Origin of the sequence: Corynebacterium sp. HMSC036E10 (assembly GCF_001836265.1) — a bacterium.
Lineage (GTDB): Bacteria > Actinomycetota > Actinomycetes > Mycobacteriales > Mycobacteriaceae > Corynebacterium > Corynebacterium coyleae.
Genome location: NZ_KV827954.1, coordinates 1 through 21,272, shown reverse-complemented (window position 1 = coordinate 21,272; position 21,272 = coordinate 1). Strand labels below are relative to the sequence as shown.

Genomic DNA, 21,272 nt, shown 5'->3' with positions numbered 1-21,272 from the left:
GCGACCGTGGTTGTGGCCGGGTGAGGCGGGTAGCCAAGCCTGCTCCTTAGGAATAGTGTTGTCCAACGTCTATGTGCATTACAGCCTAGAAAGTTTAACGGCCAACAATCCGGAAAGGTTCCCGTGCGCGAACAACAAGCCCTGAATAAGGCCATGATGGAGGCCGTCGATTTCGTCCACGCCGAAGGTTGGGACGCCCCGCCTACCCTCTTCGGTCTGGTGCCGACGCAATTGCTTGTCGACGAGCTGGGCACCCTCGACGACTCCTCCCCCCTCACCCTGGTTGTGCAGGAATTGCCGGAGAATATCCTGCCCGGTTCCGAGGAGCTCGGCGAGTACGTCACCCGTCTGGCCTGGCCGCGTGAGGTGGAAGGCGTGATCCTGGCGCAGGAGATCCTCTTCCGCGACGCCTCTGCCCCGGCGGATGCCGAGGCGCGCCCGGCGCGGTTGTTCTCCGGCGTGCTGCGTACCGAAGACATCGAGCAGACCCTGCTGCAGATGCGCCTGACGGATGAGGAGTTGGAGGAGCGCGGCCCCTTCGCCCAGGACGACATTGAGCTGCGTGGCGGCCCGGATGTCGCCCCGGGTGTGATCGCTGCGCTGCGCTACGGCCTTGAGCAGGACCCGGACGACCTGGTTTAAGCTAGACAGCCGAAACCCAACCCAAGGAGCTTCTGACCGTGTCTGTGTCCCGCCGCGCAATCGCCTCCGCTGTCCTTGTCGGCTCGTTGTCTCTTGCCGCCTGTGGTGGTGGCGAGGACGACGAGGCCAACGCGACCAGCAGCCCCATCTCGACGTCGTACATCAGCGAGGACCCAACCACCTCCTCGGATTCGGAGACGACCACGCCTGAAACGACCACGTCCGAGACAACTACCACCGCTGAGTCCGAATCTGACACGGCGTCGGAGTCTGCTTCCGAGACGGTGTCGTCGACAAGCACGAGCTCCTCGAAGCGGGAGAAAGCGGACTCGTCTGCAGAGGCAACCTTGGAAAAGGTACGCGAGCGCTTCGCCTCCCTTGCGCCTGAGGAGTTCTTCGACCAGTTCGAAGGCTGCGGCGCCGGTGGGATCAGCGGATCTTATGACTGCCAGGGCGACGAGATTGGCCAGTTCCAGTTCTTCGACTCCGAATCGAAGGCGGCCTCCTCGACCCAACTTCTTACTGAGCTGCGCTCCTCGCGCGTGGTGGAAGACTCCGGCGACCGCGTAGTCGGCTGGTCCACGCTGGGCACCTCCGCGATCATCACCGTGGTGGATAACCGCGAGGGCCTGGTCATGCAGCAACTGATCTCCTCCGACCAGGAGGACCCGCGCCAGCGGATCTACGAACTCGGCCTGGCGAAGAAGCCCTAACCCTTAGCCGTCGCAAGTTGGCACGTCGCGGCCTGCGGCGAACGCCTCCATCGCATCCACTGCCTCCTGGAGGGTGGACACGGCAGCGACGGTCATATCACCAGCGTCGGCCCGCTTCACCGCATCACAATTGCCCTTCGGCGCGAGGAACAACTCGGCGCCCTCATCGCGCGAGCCACGGATTTTGTGGGTGATGCCGCCGATGGGGCCGACCTCGCCGTCGTCGTTAATCGTGCCGGTACCGGCAACGAACTTGCCCCCGTTGAGCTCGCCTGGCGTCAACTTGTCAATCACCGCCAGCGAGAACATCATGCCCGCACTCGGACCACCGATGTCGTTGAGGTTGTAGTGCACCTTCAGGCCATCGGCGGGCTCAGAATCCATGAGAATGCCAAGCATCGGCTTGCCCTTTTCGTGCGGATTCTCCTTCAGCTCGATGGTCTTCGTCTCTTCCTTGCCGTCGCGGCTGATGGTCACATCCACCGTCTCGCCGGGCTTTTTGGCAAAGACCACGTCCTGGACCGCGCTCGGCTTGGCTACCGGAGTGGAGTCGATGGCAAGGATCTTGTCGCCTTGCTGCAAGATCCCGTCCGCGGCAGCGCCTTTGACCACGTCATGGATGTTCACCGTTGTGGGTTTGCCCAGATAGTGCATCGCCGCAACCGTCGCCGACGCCTCCGACGCGACAAACATCTGCTGGTTAAACTCGCGCGTTTCTTCCTCGCTGCGATCCGCCGGCATCACCTGCTCGATCGGCACCAGCGTGTCCTTAGTCACCGCCCAGCGGGCCAACGCCTGGCCCAACGTCATATTCGTGCGCACCGACACCGTGGTCATATTCAGCTGCCCGCCAGTCTCAAGGGTCTCCGCCCCCTCGATGTCCACCACGGGCGTGCCCTGGATCTCGCTGAGCGTGTCAAACGTCGGGCCCGCCCCTTCCGCCGCGTACGGCACCGTGAGCTTGATGTCCGTGCCGGGAATGTGGTCCATCGTCATTCCCACCGCAAGCAACGCGATAGGCACTGCACCCCACACCAGCGTGGAAAAACGCTTGTTCGCTGTCTTGGTCGCGGGCGTGTGTTCTGCCGCGTCCGCTGGTGTGTGCGCGTTCGTCATGGTGGCACATGTTAGCGCAGCAACCAGCAGCTCCAACCCGCGCCGTTGTGCAGCTGTATTGTGGCGCCTATGAGTAACGGATTCGGATTCTCCTTTCCCAACGACGGCAACGACGACAACGAGGGCAGGGACAACGAAGGCAACAACAACGACAACGGGCGTGGCGAGCCGACCAACCCGTTTGCAGCCTTCGGTTTCGGCGGAAACTTTGGGTCCGGCGGGTTCGGTGGATTCGGTGGCCCCGGCGGCGCTGGTGGCGCCGGTGGCGCTGGTGGCGCTGGTGCTGGCGGGCTTGGCGACATCCTGAATCAGTTCGGCCAAATGCTCTCCGGCATGGGCTCCTCCATGAACGCCCAGGAGGACGGCGACGCCGTCAACTTCGATCTGGCCGCCCGCATGGCTCGCCAGCGCATCGCCGGGGTGAACCCGGTCAGCGAGGCAGACTCCCGCGCCGCCGAGGAGTCCTTCCGCCTAGCGGAGCTCTGGCTCGACGGTGCCACCGCACTGCCCGCCAGCCAGGCACAGGCCAAGGCCTGGAACGCCCAAGATTGGCTGGAGCAGACCATGCCGATGTGGAAGCGCCTGGTCAACCCGGTCGCCGCCAACATGGCGCGCGCCCAGTTGGACACCATGCCCGAAGAGGCCCGCGAGATGATGGGCCCGATGGTCAGCATGGTTAACCAGATGAACTCCATGCAGTTCGGCATGAAGTTGGGCCACGCATTGGGCGATCTTGCCCAGCAGGCGCTGACCGGCACTGACTTCGGCCTGCCTGTCGCACCCGCCGGCATCGGTGCGGTCCTGCCGCGCAACATCGCGGAGATTTCCAAGGGCCTGGACCTGCCGGGCCAGGAAGTGATGGTCTACATCGCCGCACGCGAGGCCGCACGCCAGCGCCTGTTCCGCAACGTGCCGTGGCTGGTCGAGCGCCTCGTGTCCTCCGTGGAGGAATACGCCGCCGGCCTGCAGATTGACACCTCCCACATCGAAGAGGCCGTCCGCGACCTGAACCTGGATGGTGGCGATCCTGCACAGATCCAGGAGGCCATGCAGCGCCTGCAAGACGAGGACCTCTCCCCGCGCGTGGGCACCCGCAACGCCGCCTCTACGTCCCGCTTGGAGACCCTGATCGCGCTTGTTGAAGGCTGGGTTGACGTCGTCGTCGACGAAGCCCTCAGCGAACGCATCCCCACCACCCCGCAACTCGCCGAGGCGTGGGCACGCCGCCGCGCCACCGGCGGGTCTGCTGAGCAGGCCTTTGCCAACATCGTCGGTATCGAACTCGCAGCACCGCGCACCCGCGAGGCCGCCGAATTGTGGCGTCGCGCAGGCACTGCTGTGGGCGTGGATCGTCGCGACGCCGTCTGGGAGCACCCCGACCTCCTGCCGTCCAGCGAGCAGCTGGACAACCCGGCGTCCTTCATCGACACGCTTCTCGACGACACCCCCGACACCGACCTCGACGACGAATTTGCCAAGTTGGAAGAAGAACTGCGCAACAACCCCGAGTTGACGCGCGAAGACGGCGACGGCAAAGACGACGGCAGCCAGGACGGCACAGAGCTGTAGGCGCTGCCTGGCCGCGCGTCGGGGCTGGGCTAGCCGTAGCGCTGGTAGGCCTCCAAAAACCCGCGGGCGCGCTCCGCCTTGGGCACCCGATCCGCCCAGGCGTAGAACTCTGCCGAATGGTTCGGGATGAAGGTGTGCGTTAACTCGTGCACCAGCACCGCGTCCAGCACGTACGCCGGCACGTCGCGCAGCCGATCACTGATGCGGATATCACCTGTCGATACGGTGCAGGAGCCCCAGCGCGTGTTCTGATTGGACACCCACCGCACCGACCCAATCGTTGCCCGCCCCTGCAGAATTTCCTTGTTCAGGGTTTCGGCGCGGGTGCGTAGGGAGTCGTCGTCAAGCAAACGCGTCGACGTCTTCTTCTCCAACTTGGCCAGCATCTGCTCCACCATCTCGCGCTCCTGCGCTTTGGTGAAGTGCGCCGGAATGCGGATCTCCGCCACCCCGCCAACCACCCTGGCCTGCACCGTCTTCGCACGACGGGCGGAGCGGATCACGCGATATTGCATCCCAGACATAGCGCAACATTGTAGGATGCGACGCGGGGGTGGAACACACGTGGCAATCCAAGAACACACACGTATTCAACTCGCGCGGGGCGTTCGCGTTTTCGTACGCGCGCCAGAGACAATCCAGTTCGGTGCGGACGCGACACGCACCGGGCTCATCACCGTGCCCAGCGCCGACGAGGTGGTCACGGTCCTCGATTCGCTGACGCATCCGCGGATGCTCAAAACCGTTGTCGCAGCCCTTGCGGTGCATCTCGGTGAGGCGCGTGCGCGCAGTCTTATCGACGACCTCATCACCTACCGGCTCCTCATCCCCACCACCACCCCACAAGTGCTGGTGGTGGGGCGCGACGCGCTGGCCTCCCAGATCACGCTGCTGCTGTCGCGCCGTGGTGTGGTGACGCGCAGCCCGATGAAGGACGAGTCGGTGAGCAAGTTCCTGCTCGATCACGAGCCGCACCTGCCGGTGCTTGCCGTGAACTGTGCTGCCGAGGTGGATCAGATCGCCGCCGCGACCCGTGGCCGGCGTGGCCCTGTGGTGCCGGTGACGCAGTTCGACGCGCGCGTGGTCGTCGGCCCTGTGTGCGCTCCGTCTGGGCCGTGCCCGGTGTGCGCCCGGCTGTACCTTTTGGACCGGGACCCAAACATCGACCAGGTGGAGGAGCACCTCCCGCCGGCAATCGCCGCCGAGCCGGTGTCCTTGGCGGCCGGTGCGGTGGCGGCAGCGACGGTGGCGGGCAGGCTCGCCGGTGCGCTCGACCCGCCCGGGGTGTCGGCACCGACGCCTGTAGCCGGTGACGTGGTGGTCGCGGACCCGTTCGCGCCTGTGCCTGTGGTGTCGCGGCGGGTGCCGTCGCACCCGGACTGCCCGATGTGCTTCTAGCGCTGGCTGGGCTGGCGCGGCTGGGGCCCGCCTTAGTGGCGGTGCTCCTCAAGCGTTGCCAGCACGCCCGCGCCGTACTCCTCCACCTTCACCGGCCCGATGCCGGAGATGCCAAGCAGTTCCGTCTCGTTTGCGGGCATGGCCTCGGCGATTGCCATGAGTGTCACATCCGAGAACACCATGTAAGCCGGGCGTCCCGCTGCGCGTGAGACGTCGAGGCGCCAGCGTTTCAGGGCGGCGAGTACGTTCTCGTCGTAACTCGGCTCGCACTCCTCGTGGCGTCCGAGCGCCTTGTCTGGTGGGCTGAACAGCGGGTTGCCGCATACGCGGCAGCGGCGGTTGCGCTTGAGGCGTTCCGGGGAGCGCTCCACATCAAGTTCCGGTGCGATGCCGTCCAAGAAGCGCGACCGCGACCGGTTCTTTCGCCCACCTTCCTGGCGCGACAGCGACCACGACAAGTGCAGGTGCTCACGCGCACGCGTCACCCCGACGTAGAACAGGCGGCGTTCTTCTTCGATCTGGTCGTCGCCGGCCTTGATCGCGTGCGAGATCGGCAAGGTGTTCTCCACCAGGCCAACGAGAAATACTGCGTCCCACTCCAGGCCCTTCGCGGCGTGCAGGCTGGCCAGGGTCACCCCGTCCACAGCGGGTGGCTGCTTGGCCTCTGCGCGCTGGCGCAACGAGCGCAACACCTGCGGGAGATCCTCGGCTTCTCGGGTGCGGACGATCTCCTCGATGAGATCCACAAGCGCGCTGAGTGACTGCCAGCGCTCACGAGCCTGGGCGCCCTCGGGTTCGGTCTGGGTCAGGCCGATGGGTGCGAACGCGGCGCGAGCAACCGCCACCGGGTCGTCCGGCAGGTCGGTGCGGCGGGCGGCTCGGACCAGGGCTGCGATGGCTTCGCGGATCTCGGCGCGGTGGAAGAACCCTTCCCCGCCACGGACTTGGTAGGCAATGCCGGCATCGGCCAGCGCCGCTTCAAACGCGGCCGACTGGGAGTTAATGCGGTATAGGATGGCGATTTCGCGGGCGGGGACGCCGTCATCAAGCAAACGCCTGATCGCGCGGGCCACGGCGCGGGCCTCAGACGGCTCGTCGTCGTAGCCGTTGAACTGTGGCGCCGGACCGCGCCCGCGCATGCCCTCCAGTTCCAGGCGAGTGCCGGCGACACGACCCTTGGCCTTGCCGATGACGGTGTTGGCCAACTCGGTGACTTCTACCGTGGAGCGGTAGTCACGCTGCAATTTCACCACTGTGGCGTGCTCGTAGGTGCGCGAGAAGTTCAGCAGGTAATCCGGGGTAGCGCCGGTAAACGAGTAAATGGTCTGGTTGGCATCGCCCACCACGGTCAGATCGTCGCGATCCCCCAGCCAGCCCTCCAACACACGCTGCTGCAGTGGGGTGACGTCCTGGTACTCATCCACCACAAAGGTCTGGTACTGCGCGCGGAACTCCTCTGCCACCGCCGGAGCGTTCTCAAGCGCGCCGGCGACGTGCAGCAGCAGGTCGTCGAAGTCGAGCAGCATGCCATCCGGGCTCGTCTTCGCCTCCTCGTAGAGACGGTAGACCTGGGCGACGCGCTGCGGATCCGTCGGCGGGGTGCGCCGGGTTTCAGCGATACGTGCGGCGTAGTCCTCCGGGCCGATCACGCTAGCTTTCGCCCACTCGATCTCGCTAAGCAGGTCGCGCACCATTTCCTTGCCTGTATCCAGCCCACCGGCGCGCGCGGCGCGGGCGACCAACGGGAACTTGTTATCCAAAAGCCGCCACGGCAGGTCACCGGCGATCTGCGGCCAGAAGTACTGCAACTGCCGCATGGCCGCGGAGTGGAACGTGCGCGCCTGCACTCCCCCGATACCCATGGTGCGCAAACGGTCGCGCATCTCCCCTGCCGCGCGCTGGGTAAACGTCACGGCGAGCACCTTGTTCGGGGCGACCGTGCCGCGATCGATCAGGTTGGCAATGCGATACGTAATCGTCCTCGTCTTACCCGTGCCCGCACCGGCGAGGATGCACACAGGCCCGCGGGGTGCTTCGGCGGCGACACGTTGGTCGCTATCAAGCACGCTCAGATCAATCCTCATCGCGCACTGCCTTCTCCGCCTGGCGGCGGATATCCGGGGTGTTCATGCGCACGTACAGGAGGCGATCGCCCGGCTCGACCGTTTCTGCTTCGGGGGAATCGATGCGGTAGAGCTCACCGGAGCGCACCACGCCAAGCACGATGTCTGCCAAGTGGCGCGGGTTCGCACCAACCTCGTCGTCCGCAATCTGGCGCTCCGCCACCGCGAAGCCTTCGTCCGGACTGAGCAGATCCTCCATCATCTCCACCACGGGCGGGGTCACCGTTGCGATGCCAAGCAGACGTCCGGCCGTTTCGGAGGAGACCACCACCGAGTCCGCGCCCGACTGCATAAGCAGGTGTTGGTTCTCACCCTCTCGCACGCTGACCACGATCATGGCACTCGGCGCCAACTCACGCACCGACAGCGTGATCAGCACAGCCGTATCGTCCGAAGACGGTGCCACGATCACCGAACGCGCACGGCTCACCGCCGCAATGCGTAACACGTCCGACTTGGTGCCATTGCCGTGCACCGTGACCAAACCGTGCTTCTCCGCGACGGCAAGCGCAGCTGGGTCCGGGTCGATGACAACAATCGACGACGGCGACGCACCGCCTGCCACCAATGCGTCGACCGCCGAGCGGCCCTTCGTGCCGTAGCCGATAACGATGGTGTGGTTGCGCACGGTATTCCTCCACTGTTGGATCTGCAGCGTCTTACGGGAATCCTCCGTCAGCACCGACAAAGTCGTACCGACGAGGAGCATCAGGAAGGCCACACGGGCCGGAGTGACGAAGAAAATGTTGATGACTCGGGCCGACTGCGTCACCGGAGTGATATCACCGTAGCCCGTGGTAGACAGGGTCACCGCCGAGTAATACAACGCGTCAATGAACGTCAACGGCTCGGAGTATCCATTGCGATCAATGAACGCGACGATCGCGACGGCAACGATAAGCAGCAGGGCGTAGCCGAACCGGCGCGCGATCAACGACCACGGCGTCGCCCGCTCGAGGGCCGGGATACTGACCACATCGAGCAGGTGGTGCACCGGGATCGCCGTTTGATCCGCGGCGTTCGCGCTCAGCGTAAAAACCCTGCGCAGTTTCATTCCGTTTCGTCCTTACCCTTGCTTTCAGCAGATCTGCTGAGTAGCTCTTCGAGTTCTGCCGCATCGGGCAGACTACGCGGAGCATACGTCTCACCGGTGCGCACGTAGAAAAATACAGCGCGCACCGGACGACCGTCACCACAGATACGCTCCCAAGCCGCCTTGTAAACCGCAAGCTGCAACTGCGCCGCTTCCATCGCATCCCGCTTTGGCTTCTCGCCGGTCTTCCAGTCCACGACGGTCCAGCCGTCGGCGTCCTCGAAGACGGCATCCATACGTCCGCGGACCACGCCCTCGCCCACGGCGAGCTCGAAGGGATGCTCCACAAACGTCGGGGTGCGCGACGCCCACTCACTGGCCTCAAAGTTTCGCTTGAGCCGCTCGAGTATCGCGCGATCCACCTCAGCCTCATCCCCGCCGGGAAGTTCGTCTTCGGTCAGCAACGGGCGTGCACCGTAGAACTCCTCCAACCACTCGTGGAAGGCGGTACCGCGCTTGGCGTAAGTGTTCGGCTTAAACGGCACTGGGCGGCGTGCCCGGCGCGCGAACTGCACCGGGTCGGCCTTGAGCGCCACCACATCGGACGCGGTCAGTTCGCCCGGCATAACCACCGGAACGTCGCCTGCCTGGGCCTGCTCGTGTTCTTCGATGAGTGCAGAGACGTCACGCTCCCAGAGGGTAAACAGTTCGCCGTCTACGAACTTTGGCAGGTTCTCGCGCGCGGCGTTGACCGCCTGCGCGGCTGCTTCGTCCTCGGCTAGCGGGGCGTAGTTTGGCCAGCGGCCGGTGCGCTCGCCGTCGTCGACAAGAGCGTCGGCGCTGGCGTCGGTATCGCTGTCTGCTTCAGCATCCGTACCGTCGTCCCACACCAACACGCACTCGGGTGCGACAACGTCGCGCATGGTGGCAAAGTGCTCGTACGGCGCTGCTTCCTTGACCACGTCAGGCCTACGGCGCGAACCTGTGACGATGAGTTTCCCGCCAGAACGCGTCACCGCAACATAGAACAGACGCGCTGCTTCCTCCGCCAGGTCCGCGGTGACGTGCTTCTTCCACGCCTCGCCCGCCCTCTGGTAGTCGGTGCGCGTGTCCACCTCGCCGAACTCCGGGAAGATCTCCGGATCACCGTAGGTCTCCGTAGGCAGGAACTGCACGAAGGTGAGGAAGGTTTCCGTCTTCGGCTTATATGTCTCCGAATCGGCATGCAGCACCGCGACGGTATCCCACTCCAAGCCTTTCGCCTTGTGGGCTGTCATGATCTGCACCCGGTCGTCCTTCACCGTCACCGCACCCGGGGTCAGGCTGTCTTCGTGCTCGCGGGCGAGTTCGAAGTAGTCCAGCAGTCCGTCCAGGCCTGCGCCGGGGTAATTGGCTACCTCCTCCAACAGTCGATCCAGATGCACCGCGCCCGTCGCGCTGTGGCGGGAGAGCACCTCGGTGCGGATGCCGAAGACGTGGATGATGTCCGCGAACAGGTCACTTAAGCGCTTGCCCAGGCTGTGGGTGCGCAGCCAGCGCAGCTTGGCGGCCGTATCGCGCATGCGCTGCAGGCCTTCTTCGCTGTAGCGTTCCGGCTCGCCGAGATCCGCCAGCGCATCCGTGAGTCCTTCTGGGCGGTCGGTGCGCGCCTTGATGTCGTCGGCTTGGGCAATCGCCTCTTCGAGTTGGCTGACCAAGTGGGCGTAGGGGTCGCTGATACGCTGCGTGTTTTCGCGGTGGTCTTCTTTGCCGCGCAGGTTGTTCGCGCGCGATGCCAGCGCACGCAAGTCCGCAAGGCCCAACCCAACAGCTGGCCCGCCGAGGACACGCAGTGCTGCCGCGGTGTCGTCGGGACGCACAAGCATTGTGGCCACGGCAACCGTATCGGCGACCTCCGGCACGTCCAGCAACCCGCCCAGGCCAACGATTTCGTAGGGCACACCGCGGGCCTCGAGTGCTGCGGCGATGAGTTGCGAGTGCTTGTTCTTGCGCACAAGCGTGGCCGCCGAAAACGGCTCCTCGGCCTCCTGGGCCTGGGCGTATGTCTTCGCCAGCTCATCGGCGACGAACTCGATCTCTTCGGCCTGCGTGCCAAAGAACCCGAGCGTGACATCGCCAGCATCCGCCCCCGGGCGCGGCGCCAACGGTGCCACGGCACGCTTTGTCTCGTCGGTGCCCAGGATCGCATCGGACACCCCGTTGGCCAGATCCAGCACCTCAGGTGGGTTGCGCCACGAGGTGGTCAACTGCAACTTCGGCGCTGGTGAGCCGCCTTCAAGCGGGAAGTCCTCTACGAACGCCTGCAGGTTCGCCGCGGTCGCGCCACGCCAGCCGTAAATCGCCTGCATCGGATCGCCCACCGCCGTGACCGTCAGGCCCGGATCTTGCGCGTCGCCGAAAAGGCTGCGCAGCAACACGCGCTGGGCGTGCGAGGTGTCTTGGTACTCGTCCAGCATGACCACGCGGAAGCGATTGCGTTGCGACGCCCCCACCACCGCATGATCACGCGCCAACGCAGACGCGATAGACATCTGTTCGTTGAACGTGATCACACCACGTTTACGCAGCTCCTCGTTCACTGCCTGTGCGAGCGGCAGGTAGTTCACGCGCTCCTTCTGGATATCGCGCCACCCCTGCAGAATCTTCGAAAACTCGATCTTGCTCGCCGAGGGGTACGACTCCGTCTCTGCAAGGAAGTCGTGGGCATGCTCTGTGACCCACTCCGGGGTGGCAAGTTCGTTGCCCATCGCGGTGATGAGTTTGAGCACGTTTTGCACCACGCTGCCAAGTGCACGGTTCTTCCCGTCCGGCAGCAACGAACCGGCGTAGTTGCGCACCACCTCGGTGGTGATGGCGTGCAACTCCGCATCCGTAATCAACCGCGCGTCCGGTTCCGCCGGCACGAGCAGGCCGTATTCACGGATCAAGGTGCCTGCATACGAGTCATAGGTGGACACCTGCGGTGCGATGACCTCTAGACGCTTGGCTAATTCCCCAGACGGGTCGAGGCGCGCAACCAGGTCGCGGTTCTGCGCTAGCGTGGCCAGGCGGTCGCGGATGCGCTTTTTCATCTCCTGGGCGGCCTTGCGGGTAAACGTCAGACCCAGAATCTCTTCGGGGCGTGCAAAGCCATTAGCGACGAGCCACACCACACGCGCGGCCATCGTCTCCGTCTTGCCGGCGCCGGCACCTGCGACAACCAGTAGCGGGCCTGGCTGGGCGCCGATAACCTCCGCCTGCTGGTCCGTCGGCGGGAACTTCTGCCCGAGGTAGCGCGACAGCAGCTTCGGGGACATGGTTTCTTGGTTAAACATTGTGAATCATCTCCCCTTCCGGCTGCACCGGGCACAAGGCGCGCACACTGCAGCGATCGCAATGCTTCCCCGTTGTGGCAAGCAGCGTAGGTCCTGTCATTTCGGCGGGCAATGTATCGATAGCCTCGGCGAACTCTGCTAGCTCCTCTGGTGTCTTGGCAGCCTGCTCAAGCACCGTGATGGCCTTGGTGTCCTTCTTCGGGAACACCAGCATCGCACCACCCACGGTGATGTCCGACTCCCCGCGTGCGGTAACGACCCGCTCGCCGTCGAACGTGCCGTGAGCCAGCGCGAGTTGGTAGGTAAGCAACTGGGCGTGCTCACCGATCTCTTTCTTCGTGGGCGCCGTCGCACCAGTCTTTAGATCCACCACGTAGAGCGCACCATCGCCGTCGCGCTCGAGGCGGTCCACACGACCCCGGACGCGCACGTTGTCGCTGACTTGCACGTCAACGGATGTTTCCACCGCGACCTGTTCAAACGCGCCACGGCTCGTTTCTAGCCAGGTGCGGGTGCGCTCCAGCAAGCGCTCAAACTCCTCGATGTCGCGCTGCGCCTTCCACGCAGGTGCGTCACTGACCTCCTTGCGTGCGGCGATCACGGCGTTATACGCGTCGTCCGGATCTACACCACGGCCGAGCGCTTCCAGGTAGGCGTGGCCCATCACGCCGTAGACCATGTCCATCGACTCGTCCAGGCCCACCATGCGCTGCAATACCTCACTCATCGGGCACTTCAGCAGGCCTTCTACTCGCGACGGCGACAGCGTCGGGCTGGCGCTCAGCGGCTCGTTGGTAGACACCATCGTGGTAGTCCACCACTGCCGAGGGTCCGCACCAAGCACACCCGCGTCCGCCAGGCGCGCCAACTGTCGGGCAGCCTGGGAGCGCGTCGCCTCATCCGCCGAAGGATCCGTGAGCACACGGCGAAACTCCGCCACCAGATCGTCGTGGGCGAGCACGCGCACGAGCGTCTCGGTGTCGTCGCCAAGATCCGCCTGCGATGCCGAACTCAGCCGCAAGCGTGCCGGGGTGAGGCCGTGGTCTTCACAGAATTCCTCGACGAATCGGGAGGGTTCGCCTTCTTTCTCCGCGTCTTCGTCGTCAACCGCAATCACCAGCAGGTATTCGGTGGCGCGGGTGGTGGCGACGGTAAACAGGCGGCGTTCCTCAATCAGACGCTCCACGGTGTGGGAGACCGGCACGTCCGGATCCACGTCATGATCCACGAGGTCGATCAAGTCTTCTTGGCGGAACAGCGAGCCGGTCTCCCCCAGGTTTGGCCACGTATCGTCCTGCACGCCCGCCACGATGACACGGCGAAACTCTCGCCCGACAGCGCCGTGCGCGGTGAGCAGCGACACTGCATCGGGGGTTGCGGTGCGCCGGTCGCGCACACCGGTGGGCAGTTCCTGTTCCAGGATGAAGTCCACGAACGACTCCACCCCGGCAGCGGGACGGCGCTCCGTGTAGTCGCCCGCAGCATCGAACAGCGCCATGACGGAATCTAGGTCGCGGTCCGCTTGCGAGCCCGTCGCACCACCGCGCAGCGCCGAGGCCAACAAGCGATTCGACAGGCCCGTGGCCTGCCACAGCGCCCAAAGGATCTCTTCTACGCTGCCGTCTTCCGCGTAGGCCTGACGTCCCGCGTCAAGCACGCCACGCACGTGCTGGAGGATGTCGAGCTCACGGTCGGTCAACCACGTATCAAAGTCAGGCAACCCGGCGGGATCCGTCAGCAACTCGCGCAGCGACTCTTCGGCACGACGCTCAGGTGCCCAGCGGCGAAGCCCACGAATGAGGCGACGCAGCGTTACCGGATCCGCACCACCCACAGGCCCAAGCAGCAGGTCGCGCCACTCGCTCGGCGTGAGCTCCTCGTACAGTGCCCGGATGCCCAGCAACAGCGATGCCACCAGGCGCTGCTCCGAAAGCACCAGGTCCGTCGGGTTGAGCGACACCGGAACCCCAGAGCGCAACAGCGCGCGGCGCACCGGATCAATGCCCGTGGTCGAGCGGACAATCACCGCCATATCCCGGTAGTCCACGTCGTGTTCGAAGTGGGCACGGCGCAGCGCATCCGCCACCGCCGCCAGTTGCGTTGCAGAATCGGGCGCAATTGCCACGCTGCGACGCGGATCGCGCTTGGACTCCCCCAGGTCAATCGTGGTGTGCTCCAGCCCGCCAAGGGTGCGGAAGAACTCAGGCGACGCACCACGGAAGTGGAACACCGACTGCTCCTCGTCCCCGCCGACCACACCCAAGTCCGCCTGATCCAGCAGGCGCTTGACCAGCGCGCCGGCAGCGGGTGCGAGGTGCTGGGCATCGTCCACAATCACCGTGTGCCACCTGCGCGGCAGTGGCAGTCGCACCGCCTGATCCACCAGCTCCGAGGCGGACAGCCTGCGCGCTCCCGAAAGCGCCATCACCTGCTGGTACTCGCGCAAGAATTCGCCAGACGCGCTCCAGATGCCCACACCATGTCGGCTGCCCAGCTCCTCCAGTTCGACAGGGCCAAGACCACGTTCCACTGCACGCAGCAGGAAGTCACGCAGCTGACGGGCAAAGCCGACCAGTGGAAGCGCCGGGCGCAGATCCTCCGGCCACGAGCCACGACCATCCTCATCTTGGCCTTGGAGCAACTGGCGGATCACTGCGTCCTGCTCCGCGCCGGAGATCAGGCGGATTTCTTCGTCCACATGCGAGCGCAAAATGGCAAAGGCCAGCGAGTGCACGGAGCGCACCATGGGCTCATCGGTAACAAACCCCGACTGCGCCAGCGTGTCCGACAACTGCGAGCGCAGCCGTCCGGCGGTTTCCTTCGAGTCCGTCAGCACCAAAATGCCACCCGGGTCCCCCGCGCCTGCGTGACGACGCCCCGCGGCCGCCGCCGTATCCACAAGAAAACTACTCACGCCTGAGCCGGGCCGGCCGGTGACCTTCCACAACCCGGCCTCAGGCAGCGGGTTGTCCCAGGTACGCGGGGTGATATTGCGGTCCCGCGGCACAAGATAGGCCTTCGGCTCAAGCGCAGCCGGGGGCACAGGTGAAGGGTGTGGAAACAACATAAGGGAGATTGTGCCAGGTCGCTACGACACGACAATCTCAACCACGTCATCTATCGAACATACATCCGAACCGAGCCCGCGTGTAGTGTGGCGACGATACTCAATCGCCTTCTCCAACAACCAGTCCAACCTGGGAATATGCGACCAACGGGCAACGATATCCGGGTCCACCGCACCGGCAAGCAGACCATCGACGATCACCAGCGCTGCCGTAAAACCACGCGGGCGCAACCCAACGGACGGATCGAACTCGGTCAGCACAGGCTCAGCGTGGCCATCGAACAGCAAATGCGACAAGAAATCCAGGTGCGCGACCACGCCCTCAGACCCGAGGTGCTCCTCGCGCCACACCGCCCGATCAGCATTGGCAACCAGCCCGGTGCGCTCGCCGGAGGGGGCTTCGATGCCGGCCACGGCGTCGTCGTAAAGCAATGCTGCTGCAACCGCCTCATCGACACGCTCGCGCGGCTCACCGGTGGCGAACTCAGTCGCGCAATACCCCGCAACGATCAAGCGACCATCCGTCGCACGCACAGGACGCGAAATGCGCAGCCCCTCCCCCGGCACTGCCTTCTCACGCGCCTTGCCAGACCACGCGGACGTCTCACGCGCATGCGACAACACAACACGCCCGAAGCGCAGGCCATTGTTCCAAAATTGCGGGACCGCAACCGGCTCAATGTCGTCGATCTGGAATGCGGAAAGCACATGTGCCGGAATCGGCTTAAGCAAAGAAACCACCGACACCACCTTCTTAATTCACGGCCGGACGCGGATACGGCCACGGGTTCGGCCGGCACGTGTCGTCGTTGTTCGGGTAGTTCTCCTCCGGGCTCATCTCATGCAACTGCGCATTGTTCAGGCTCAGCGTCTGCTGCATCATGATCGGCGCAAGCGCATTCGCCTCCGGGCACGGCACGTGCTCCGCAAAGCCCACAGCGTGGCCCACCTCGTGATTAATCAGGTACTGGCGGTACGAACCGATGTCACCCTGGAACGGCACGGCACCGCGCACCCAGCGCGACTCGTTAATAATCACCGTGTCCTCGCCCGTAATGCGAGTACGGCAACTCGTCTCCGTACCCAACGCGGCACCACAGAGCTCCGCCGTCGTATCCAGAGAGGTCAAACGGATCTTCAGCGTCGGATCCTGATCTGCCGACACGTGTTCGAAGCGGAAGCGCGGATCGTTCGTCCACCCGCGCGGATCCATCAACGTTGCATCCACCATCTGGGCAAACGACTGATCCCCGCCGTAACCGGAGGCGTCGATGCCGTGCTCGACCTCGACGATGTAGCGCACCACAATCTCAGTGCCCTGGCCCGCATTGGCACCAGGGATGCCGACCTCGTAGAACGTGCCCTCACCCGTCGTGGTGTACGGGCCACCCGGCGGCAGATCGTGCGGGTCAAAGATGCCTTCCGCGATCTTCGCAGGCTCCAGCGGCTTCGGTTGATCCGCATCCGCACCAGCCATGCCCGCTTCACCGGCCGGAGCCGACGCAGACTCGGCGACCGTCCCGATCGCCTGCTCATCCGGGTTTTGCACCATGTCCAGCAGGACAAACACGGTAATTACCGCAAGCACCGGGATCGCATACGCGCGCCACCCGTACTCGCGGGCAAAGGCGACAAGACGTCCCTCTTCGCGGCTTGTGCCCTGCGGGGTGTCGTCGCCAGACTCCATACCCCAGCTATCAAACCAGTCGCCGAAGTCCTCTTCAGCGCCCCCGTGGTGCTCACTATGGCGCCCACCGTGAGACGGAGTGCCCTGCTGTTGTGCCATGTCTGAGTAATTTAGCGCATGAAGCCGACGCTACGGGCCGTGGTGCTGCCCTGCTCGACGTAAACGACGCGGTCAGTGCGGATCAGGTAGGAGTGCCCCTTGGCATCCTCCAGCTTGAAGGTTGCCTGACCGTTCGCAATCGCCTGCTCGACGGTGGCAAAGATGTCTTCCTGGCCCTCCGGAAGCTTGATCGCTAGTTCGCGCGGGGTGTCTGCAAGACCAATCTTGATATCCATTTTCTCGCTCACTGTCCTTTTCTTGTTGCGCTTTGTGTGTGCCCGCAGGGGCAATAACTAAACGTAACCACCTGCTGGCGGACGGCCCCATTGTAACGGCCGGTAGCTAAGATGAACGCGTGCCCTACGCAGCTGAGAGTGAACAACGTGGCGCTGCTCGTCGTGCGCCGAAGAAAACGACGTTTGCCGGGTTGGGGGTTGCGGCTGAAATTGTGGACGCGCTTGCGGACCACGGCATCACCCATCCGTTCTCCATTCAGGAGCTCACGTTGCCCATCGCGCTGGCCGGCCGCGACATCATCGGTCAAGCCCGCACGGGTATGGGCAAGACGCTCGGGTTTGGTGTTCCGGTGCTGGACCGCGTGTTCGACGACGCCGATATTGCAGAACTCGACGGCACCCCGCGCGCGCTGCTGATCGCCCCGACGCGCGAACTTGCGGTGCAGGTCGGCGAGGACATCGAACGCCTTGCCGTACACACGCCGGTGCGCGTGGCCACGGTCTACGGTGGTCGCCCCTACGAGGAACAACTCGAGGCACTCGAAGCGGGCGCGGACATTGTTGTCGGCACGCCTGGCCGCCTGATTGACCTGCATGACCGTGGCGCGCTCGTACTGGATAAGGTTGCCATCCTCGTGCTTGACGAGGCCGACGAGATGCTTGACATGGGCTTCCTGCCCGACATCGAAAAGCTTTGGTCCGCCGTGGGCGCAACGCAGACCATGCTTTTTTCCGCCACCATGCCGGGCCCGATCCTGTCCCTTGCCCGTTCGAAGATGAACAAGCCGGTGCACATCCGCGCCGAATCCGAAGATGCCTCCGCTACCCACGCCACCACCCGTCAGGTTGCGTTCCTCTCTCACCGCATGGATAAAGCCGAGGTCATCGCCCGTATCCTGCAGTCTCCGGGCCGCGAGCGCACCATTATTTTCGCCCGCACGAAGCGCTCGGCGGCCGATCTCGCCGAGGATCTTGCTGGCCGTGGCTTTGCCGTCGGCGCGGTCCACGGCAACCTCGGCCAGGTTGCGCGCGAGAAAGCTCTTGATGCTTTTCGACGAGGCGACGTGGAAATCCTCGTCGCCACCGACGTCGCGGCACGCGGCATTGATGTCGACGACGTCACCCACGTGATCAACTACCAAACCCCGGACGACCCCATGACGTATGTCCACCGCATCGGGCGAACCGGCCGCGCAGGACGCACCGGCGTGGCGGTCACCCTCGTCGGCTACGACGAAGCGACGAAGTGGTCCATGATCAACACCGACCTCGACCTGGGCAAACCCAACCTGCCCGAGTGGTTCTCCACCTCCCCTGAACTGCAGGAGGAGTTCGGTTTCCCGGAGTCAGCTACTGGCCATGTCGGACGCCCGCGTAAAGTGCTCGGGGCACGACCAAACCGTCCATCCCGCCCGGCGGCTCCGGGCAAGCGTTCAGGAAGGAAACGGCGTTGAGTAAGCCTTTGCGTCGCACCCGCCGCGACCTCATTGCCACCGGCGTCATCGCCGGCGTTTCGGCATTGCTTGTCGGCACCGCCTTTTTCACCGCCCCGGTGCGCCAGGCTGATCTCTCTCCAGCAGCCGAAGCTCAGGAGGATTTTGGTCAGTTGGCGGTGGTGCCGTCGTCGCTAAGCGAGGGCTTCCGGCTCACCGACACCTCCGGACGCGCGCAACCCCTCGTAGCCAACGGCTTGATCATTACTTACAACGATCACACGCTGACCGCGACGAACCCTGAGGGCGAGACCGTCTGGACCTACGAACGCCCCAACGACCTGTGCCTGATGGATCAGGCGTGGGACAAGGTTGTGGCTGTCTACCGCGACAACGCTGGCTGCGGCGACGTGGTGGCCATCGACGCGAAAACCGGCCAATACGCCGGCACCCGATCCGCCCCGGCGTCTGAAAACGTCACGCGCCTGGCCTCGAACGACCGCATTGGCTACGCCTCCAGCGAACGCATCGAAGTATGGCGCTCCGACATGGTGCGCACCATGGAATACGGCTACATCGAAGCCCCGCAAGAATCCGACATGCAGCCCAACCCAGGCTGCGTGATCACCTCCGCGCTCACCCGCACCGAACTCGTCGCGCTGACCGAAACGTGTGGGGACGGCACCTTCCTCCGCATCCAAAAGGCAACCCCGGAAGACTCCCGCGAACCCGAAGTCGACGCCAACATTGAGATCGACCCGCAGGCCTACCTCGTCGCCGTCTCCCAAGACGCCGCCGCGGTCTACGACCCGTCAAAGAAGCAGGTCCTGGCCTACGACAAGGAAGGCAACAACACCAGCTCCTCCTCGGTGCCAGCAATGGGTGAGCCACAGCGTCTCGACGGCACCATCGCCGTCCTCCCCGTCGCCGACCTCCCCCACCATATGTCCTACTGGCAGGACGACTCCCTCCTGCTCATGGAGCCGGCAGGCCTGGGCGTCACCGGCGTGTTCCAAGGCGCACTCGGCACCGGCTTCGCCGCCGGCGACCGCCTGCTCTACGCCTCCCAGGACGGCATCGCAGTTGTGGATTGGGACAAAAACGCGGTCGACGAGATCATTCCCGTCGACCGCGGCGGCTACACCGGCCCCGTCCACATCTCCTCCGCCGGCGCAACCATTGTGGAAAAGCGTGGCGACGACATCGTCGTCCTCGACGCCAAGGTTTAGCGAGGCCGGAGGGGTGAGCGGTGTCGTCGATTAGCGGCGCGCCTTACGCTCCTCATACTGCGCCTCGTTATACGCCCTCGAACGCGGGTGGAACACGGTGACCAGCACCAACACCACCGAAAACAGTGTCGCCACGCCGAGCGTTACCGCCCCGCCGCGGAACATATAGATAGCCACGCCGCCAAGAATCGCCTCAATGAGGACCACCGCGCCAGTCGCACGCGGACGGCCGCGCAGAGTCTCCACCGACACAAACGCGATGTAGCCGAAAATGATCAGCAAAAACACCGCAGTACCGATGCTGACGTAACCAGCAACCGGCGAGTCGGACTCCAGGGTGTGCTCGGTAGCAAGGAACTGATCACGGATCAGCGTCACCACATAAACAAAGATCGCCAAGCACTGCACCAGCACCACCATCGCGCCGAAACGCATCAGGGGTGGGACCTCAGCATCCGCGAACGGCTGCTGCTCCGGGTCATTTGGGACGGGCGCGTGGGATTGATTCCGATTCGTAGTCACAACAAAGCAGTCTATCGCCACCGATACGGCAGATGAACCCCAGCGAACCGGCAGAAATCCGAAAAACACGATTTGACCCGGGCACCTCCACCACCCGTTTACTATCATCCCAGTTCAGAGGGTAGACCATTGGCTTGCGGATCGGCCCAGAAGCGCAAATGTGACCGCGATGACGTAGATATATTCTGTGATTCCGCGCACATTTTGGCCTCGAACCCTAGCGGGCTTTGCATGAACATGTCATTATTCACAAGTAGCAAAAACAACGGGCTGGTAACTCAGCCCTTAACCCTCAGACACCACGGGGTTAACGCCCGGTAAACCGGAAGACGGGATCTCGAATCCACCGAGAGGCACCGCCCGGAGCCAGGAACCAAACTTTGTTTGCAACGCACCTACATCGTTGGGTGTTTTAGTGGTGCACGAAAACCGACCACGCAGTACCGATTTATTTTTTAAGGAGCATCATCATGGATTGGCGCCACGAAGCAATTTGCCGCGACGAAGACCCGGAACTGTTCTTCCCGGTTGGTAACTCCGGCCCCGCCCTCGCTCAGATCGCACAGGCGAAGCTTGTTTGCCATCGCTGCCCCGTAACCACCCAGTGCATGAAGTGGGCACTCGAGACCGGCCAGGACGCCGGCGTGTGGGGCGGCCTGTCTGAGGAAGAGCGTCGCGCACTGAAGCGTCGCAACAAGGCACTCGCCCGCAACCGCGCTCGCATGTCCGCCTAATTTTCCTCTCCGGTATCGCAGGCGATACAGTGATAGGTCTGTAACCGGTACAGATATATAAAGGAGACCCTCATGAGCAAGCGTGGTCGTAAGCGCAAGGATCGCCGCAAGAAGAAGGCGAATCACGGCAAGCGCGCTAACTCTTAAGCGCTAAAGCCCGCGCCCGGTACCTCCCCTTTCGGGAAGGTACCGGGCGTTTTCTTTTGCCCTCAGGGCCACTGCACTTTTGCACTCAGCGGGTTGTCTTGGTCGCGAAGTTCGGTGCTTGTTCGGGTGTTGCTCGACGGTCCTGGCCTGCTGTTTTCCGCTGGTCGTCTAGCTCGGTGTTTGTGGAACCAGACGATGAGCTCCGTGTTG

Annotated in this window: 18 protein-coding genes; 8 read left to right on the top strand and 10 right to left on the bottom strand. The window is 64.1% G+C overall.

Annotation, left to right across the window (positions count from 1 at the left end; genetic code table 11):
• Positions 1-153: 153 nt before the first annotated feature.
• Together HMPREF2736_RS02350 and HMPREF2736_RS02345 are read left to right on the top strand one after the other, a co-directional pair.
• Positions 154-642, top strand: a complete 489-nt coding sequence (locus HMPREF2736_RS02350; protein WP_070451114.1) for a PPA1309 family protein — start codon at positions 154-156, stop codon at positions 640-642.
• A 38-nt stretch (positions 643-680) separates the two neighbouring features.
• Positions 681-1,355, top strand: coding sequence for a hypothetical protein (locus tag HMPREF2736_RS02345; RefSeq protein ID WP_224212998.1), 675 nt, complete (start codon positions 681-683; stop codon positions 1,353-1,355).
• 3 nt (positions 1,356-1,358) lie between these two features.
• Here HMPREF2736_RS02345 and HMPREF2736_RS02340 read toward each other — a convergent pair whose 3' ends face one another.
• Positions 1,359-2,471 (bottom strand): YlbL family protein, encoded by a 1,113-nt coding sequence (locus tag HMPREF2736_RS02340; protein WP_070828802.1) that lies wholly within the window; start codon positions 2,469-2,471, stop codon positions 1,359-1,361.
• Positions 2,472-2,540: 69 nt separating this feature from the next.
• Here HMPREF2736_RS02340 and HMPREF2736_RS02335 point away from each other — a divergent pair, with 69 nt between their 5' ends.
• Complete coding sequence (locus HMPREF2736_RS02335; RefSeq protein WP_070828801.1) at positions 2,541-4,040, top strand: zinc-dependent metalloprotease; 1,500 nt, start codon at positions 2,541-2,543, stop codon at positions 4,038-4,040.
• A 29-nt stretch (positions 4,041-4,069) separates the two neighbouring features.
• Here HMPREF2736_RS02335 and HMPREF2736_RS02330 read toward each other — a convergent pair whose 3' ends face one another.
• A complete protein-coding gene (locus tag HMPREF2736_RS02330) occupies positions 4,070-4,564 on the bottom strand; it encodes a M48 metallopeptidase family protein (protein WP_070451115.1) in 495 nt (164 codons plus the stop codon).
• 40 nt (positions 4,565-4,604) lie between these two features.
• Here HMPREF2736_RS02330 and HMPREF2736_RS02325 point away from each other — a divergent pair, with 40 nt between their 5' ends.
• Positions 4,605-5,438, top strand: coding sequence for a hypothetical protein (locus HMPREF2736_RS02325; RefSeq protein ID WP_083322950.1), 834 nt, complete (start codon positions 4,605-4,607; stop codon positions 5,436-5,438).
• A gap of 32 nt (positions 5,439-5,470) precedes the next feature.
• Here the strand turns inward: HMPREF2736_RS02325 and HMPREF2736_RS02320 are convergent, their stop codons facing one another.
• The 7 genes from HMPREF2736_RS02320 to HMPREF2736_RS02290 are packed head-to-tail and all read right to left on the bottom strand — an operon-like array spanning position 5,471 to position 16,997.
• Complete coding sequence (locus HMPREF2736_RS02320; RefSeq protein WP_070828799.1) at positions 5,471-7,522, bottom strand: ATP-dependent DNA helicase UvrD2; 2,052 nt, start codon at positions 7,520-7,522, stop codon at positions 5,471-5,473.
• On the bottom strand, positions 7,512-8,615 hold the full coding sequence (locus HMPREF2736_RS02315) for a potassium channel family protein (protein WP_070483126.1): 1,104 nt from the start codon (positions 8,613-8,615) through the stop codon (positions 7,512-7,514). Before HMPREF2736_RS02315 ends, HMPREF2736_RS02320 begins: the two co-directional genes overlap by 11 nt.
• Complete coding sequence (locus HMPREF2736_RS02310) at positions 8,612-11,908, bottom strand: ATP-dependent helicase (protein WP_246822038.1); 3,297 nt, start codon at positions 11,906-11,908, stop codon at positions 8,612-8,614. The genes HMPREF2736_RS02315 and HMPREF2736_RS02310 overlap by 4 nt, the downstream gene beginning before the upstream one ends.
• On the bottom strand, positions 11,901-14,975 hold the full coding sequence (locus HMPREF2736_RS02305) for an ATP-dependent DNA helicase (RefSeq protein ID WP_070828798.1): 3,075 nt from the start codon (positions 14,973-14,975) through the stop codon (positions 11,901-11,903). The genes HMPREF2736_RS02310 and HMPREF2736_RS02305 overlap by 8 nt, the downstream gene beginning before the upstream one ends.
• Positions 14,976-14,996: 21 nt before the next feature.
• Complete coding sequence (locus HMPREF2736_RS02300; protein ID WP_141761576.1) at positions 14,997-15,716, bottom strand: hypothetical protein; 720 nt, start codon at positions 15,714-15,716, stop codon at positions 14,997-14,999.
• A 13-nt stretch (positions 15,717-15,729) separates the two neighbouring features.
• Positions 15,730-16,761 (bottom strand): DUF3152 domain-containing protein, encoded by a 1,032-nt coding sequence (locus HMPREF2736_RS02295; RefSeq protein WP_224213005.1) that lies wholly within the window; start codon positions 16,759-16,761, stop codon positions 15,730-15,732.
• An 11-nt stretch (positions 16,762-16,772) separates the two neighbouring features.
• Positions 16,773-16,997 carry a DUF3107 domain-containing protein gene (locus tag HMPREF2736_RS02290; RefSeq protein ID WP_070422420.1) on the bottom strand — a complete coding sequence of 75 codons (225 nt, stop codon included), beginning with the start codon at positions 16,995-16,997 and terminating at the stop codon, positions 16,773-16,775.
• Positions 16,998-17,116: 119 nt separating this feature from the next.
• Between HMPREF2736_RS02290 and HMPREF2736_RS02285 the strand changes: the two genes are divergently transcribed.
• A complete protein-coding gene (locus tag HMPREF2736_RS02285) occupies positions 17,117-18,451 on the top strand; it encodes a DEAD/DEAH box helicase (protein WP_070451112.1) in 1,335 nt (444 codons plus the stop codon).
• The gene (locus HMPREF2736_RS02280) at positions 18,448-19,659 is read left to right on the top strand and encodes an Rv3212 family protein (protein WP_083284780.1); all 1,212 of its coding nucleotides are present in this window, start codon (positions 18,448-18,450) and stop codon (positions 19,657-19,659) included. The genes HMPREF2736_RS02285 and HMPREF2736_RS02280 overlap by 4 nt, the downstream gene beginning before the upstream one ends.
• Positions 19,660-19,689: 30 nt before the next feature.
• Here HMPREF2736_RS02280 and HMPREF2736_RS02275 read toward each other — a convergent pair whose 3' ends face one another.
• Positions 19,690-20,181, bottom strand: coding sequence for a hypothetical protein (locus HMPREF2736_RS02275; protein ID WP_246822037.1), 492 nt, complete (start codon positions 20,179-20,181; stop codon positions 19,690-19,692).
• A gap of 470 nt (positions 20,182-20,651) precedes the next feature.
• Here HMPREF2736_RS02275 and HMPREF2736_RS02270 point away from each other — a divergent pair, with 470 nt between their 5' ends.
• Positions 20,652-20,915 (top strand): WhiB family transcriptional regulator, encoded by a 264-nt coding sequence (locus HMPREF2736_RS02270; RefSeq protein ID WP_070422423.1) that lies wholly within the window; start codon positions 20,652-20,654, stop codon positions 20,913-20,915.
• 72 nt (positions 20,916-20,987) lie between these two features.
• Positions 20,988-21,062 (top strand): 50S ribosomal protein bL37, encoded by a 75-nt coding sequence (locus tag HMPREF2736_RS12850; RefSeq protein WP_099046258.1) that lies wholly within the window; start codon positions 20,988-20,990, stop codon positions 21,060-21,062.
• Positions 21,063-21,272: the final 210 nt, after the last annotated feature.

Coding starts and splice junctions, on each gene's coding strand:
- HMPREF2736_RS02315 (WP_070483126.1), bottom strand. CDS start 8,615: ATGAAACTGCGCAGGGTTTTTACGCTGAGCGCGAACGCCGCGGATCAA.
- HMPREF2736_RS02310 (WP_246822038.1), bottom strand. CDS start 11,908: ATGTTTAACCAAGAAACCATGTCCCCGAAGCTGCTGTCGCGCTACCTC.
- HMPREF2736_RS02290 (WP_070422420.1), bottom strand. CDS start 16,997: ATGGATATCAAGATTGGTCTTGCAGACACCCCGCGCGAACTAGCGATC.
- HMPREF2736_RS02270 (WP_070422423.1), top strand. CDS start 20,652: ATGGATTGGCGCCACGAAGCAATTTGCCGCGACGAAGACCCGGAACTG.
- HMPREF2736_RS02340 (WP_070828802.1), bottom strand. CDS start 2,471: ATGACGAACGCGCACACACCAGCGGACGCGGCAGAACACACGCCCGCG.
- HMPREF2736_RS02320 (WP_070828799.1), bottom strand. CDS start 7,522: ATGAGGATTGATCTGAGCGTGCTTGATAGCGACCAACGTGTCGCCGCC.
- HMPREF2736_RS02305 (WP_070828798.1), bottom strand. CDS start 14,975: ATGTTGTTTCCACACCCTTCACCTGTGCCCCCGGCTGCGCTTGAGCCG.
- HMPREF2736_RS02350 (WP_070451114.1), top strand. CDS start 154: ATGATGGAGGCCGTCGATTTCGTCCACGCCGAAGGTTGGGACGCCCCG.
- HMPREF2736_RS02295 (WP_224213005.1), bottom strand. CDS start 16,761: ATGGCACAACAGCAGGGCACTCCGTCTCACGGTGGGCGCCATAGTGAG.
- HMPREF2736_RS02335 (WP_070828801.1), top strand. CDS start 2,541: ATGAGTAACGGATTCGGATTCTCCTTTCCCAACGACGGCAACGACGAC.
- HMPREF2736_RS02330 (WP_070451115.1), bottom strand. CDS start 4,564: ATGTCTGGGATGCAATATCGCGTGATCCGCTCCGCCCGTCGTGCGAAG.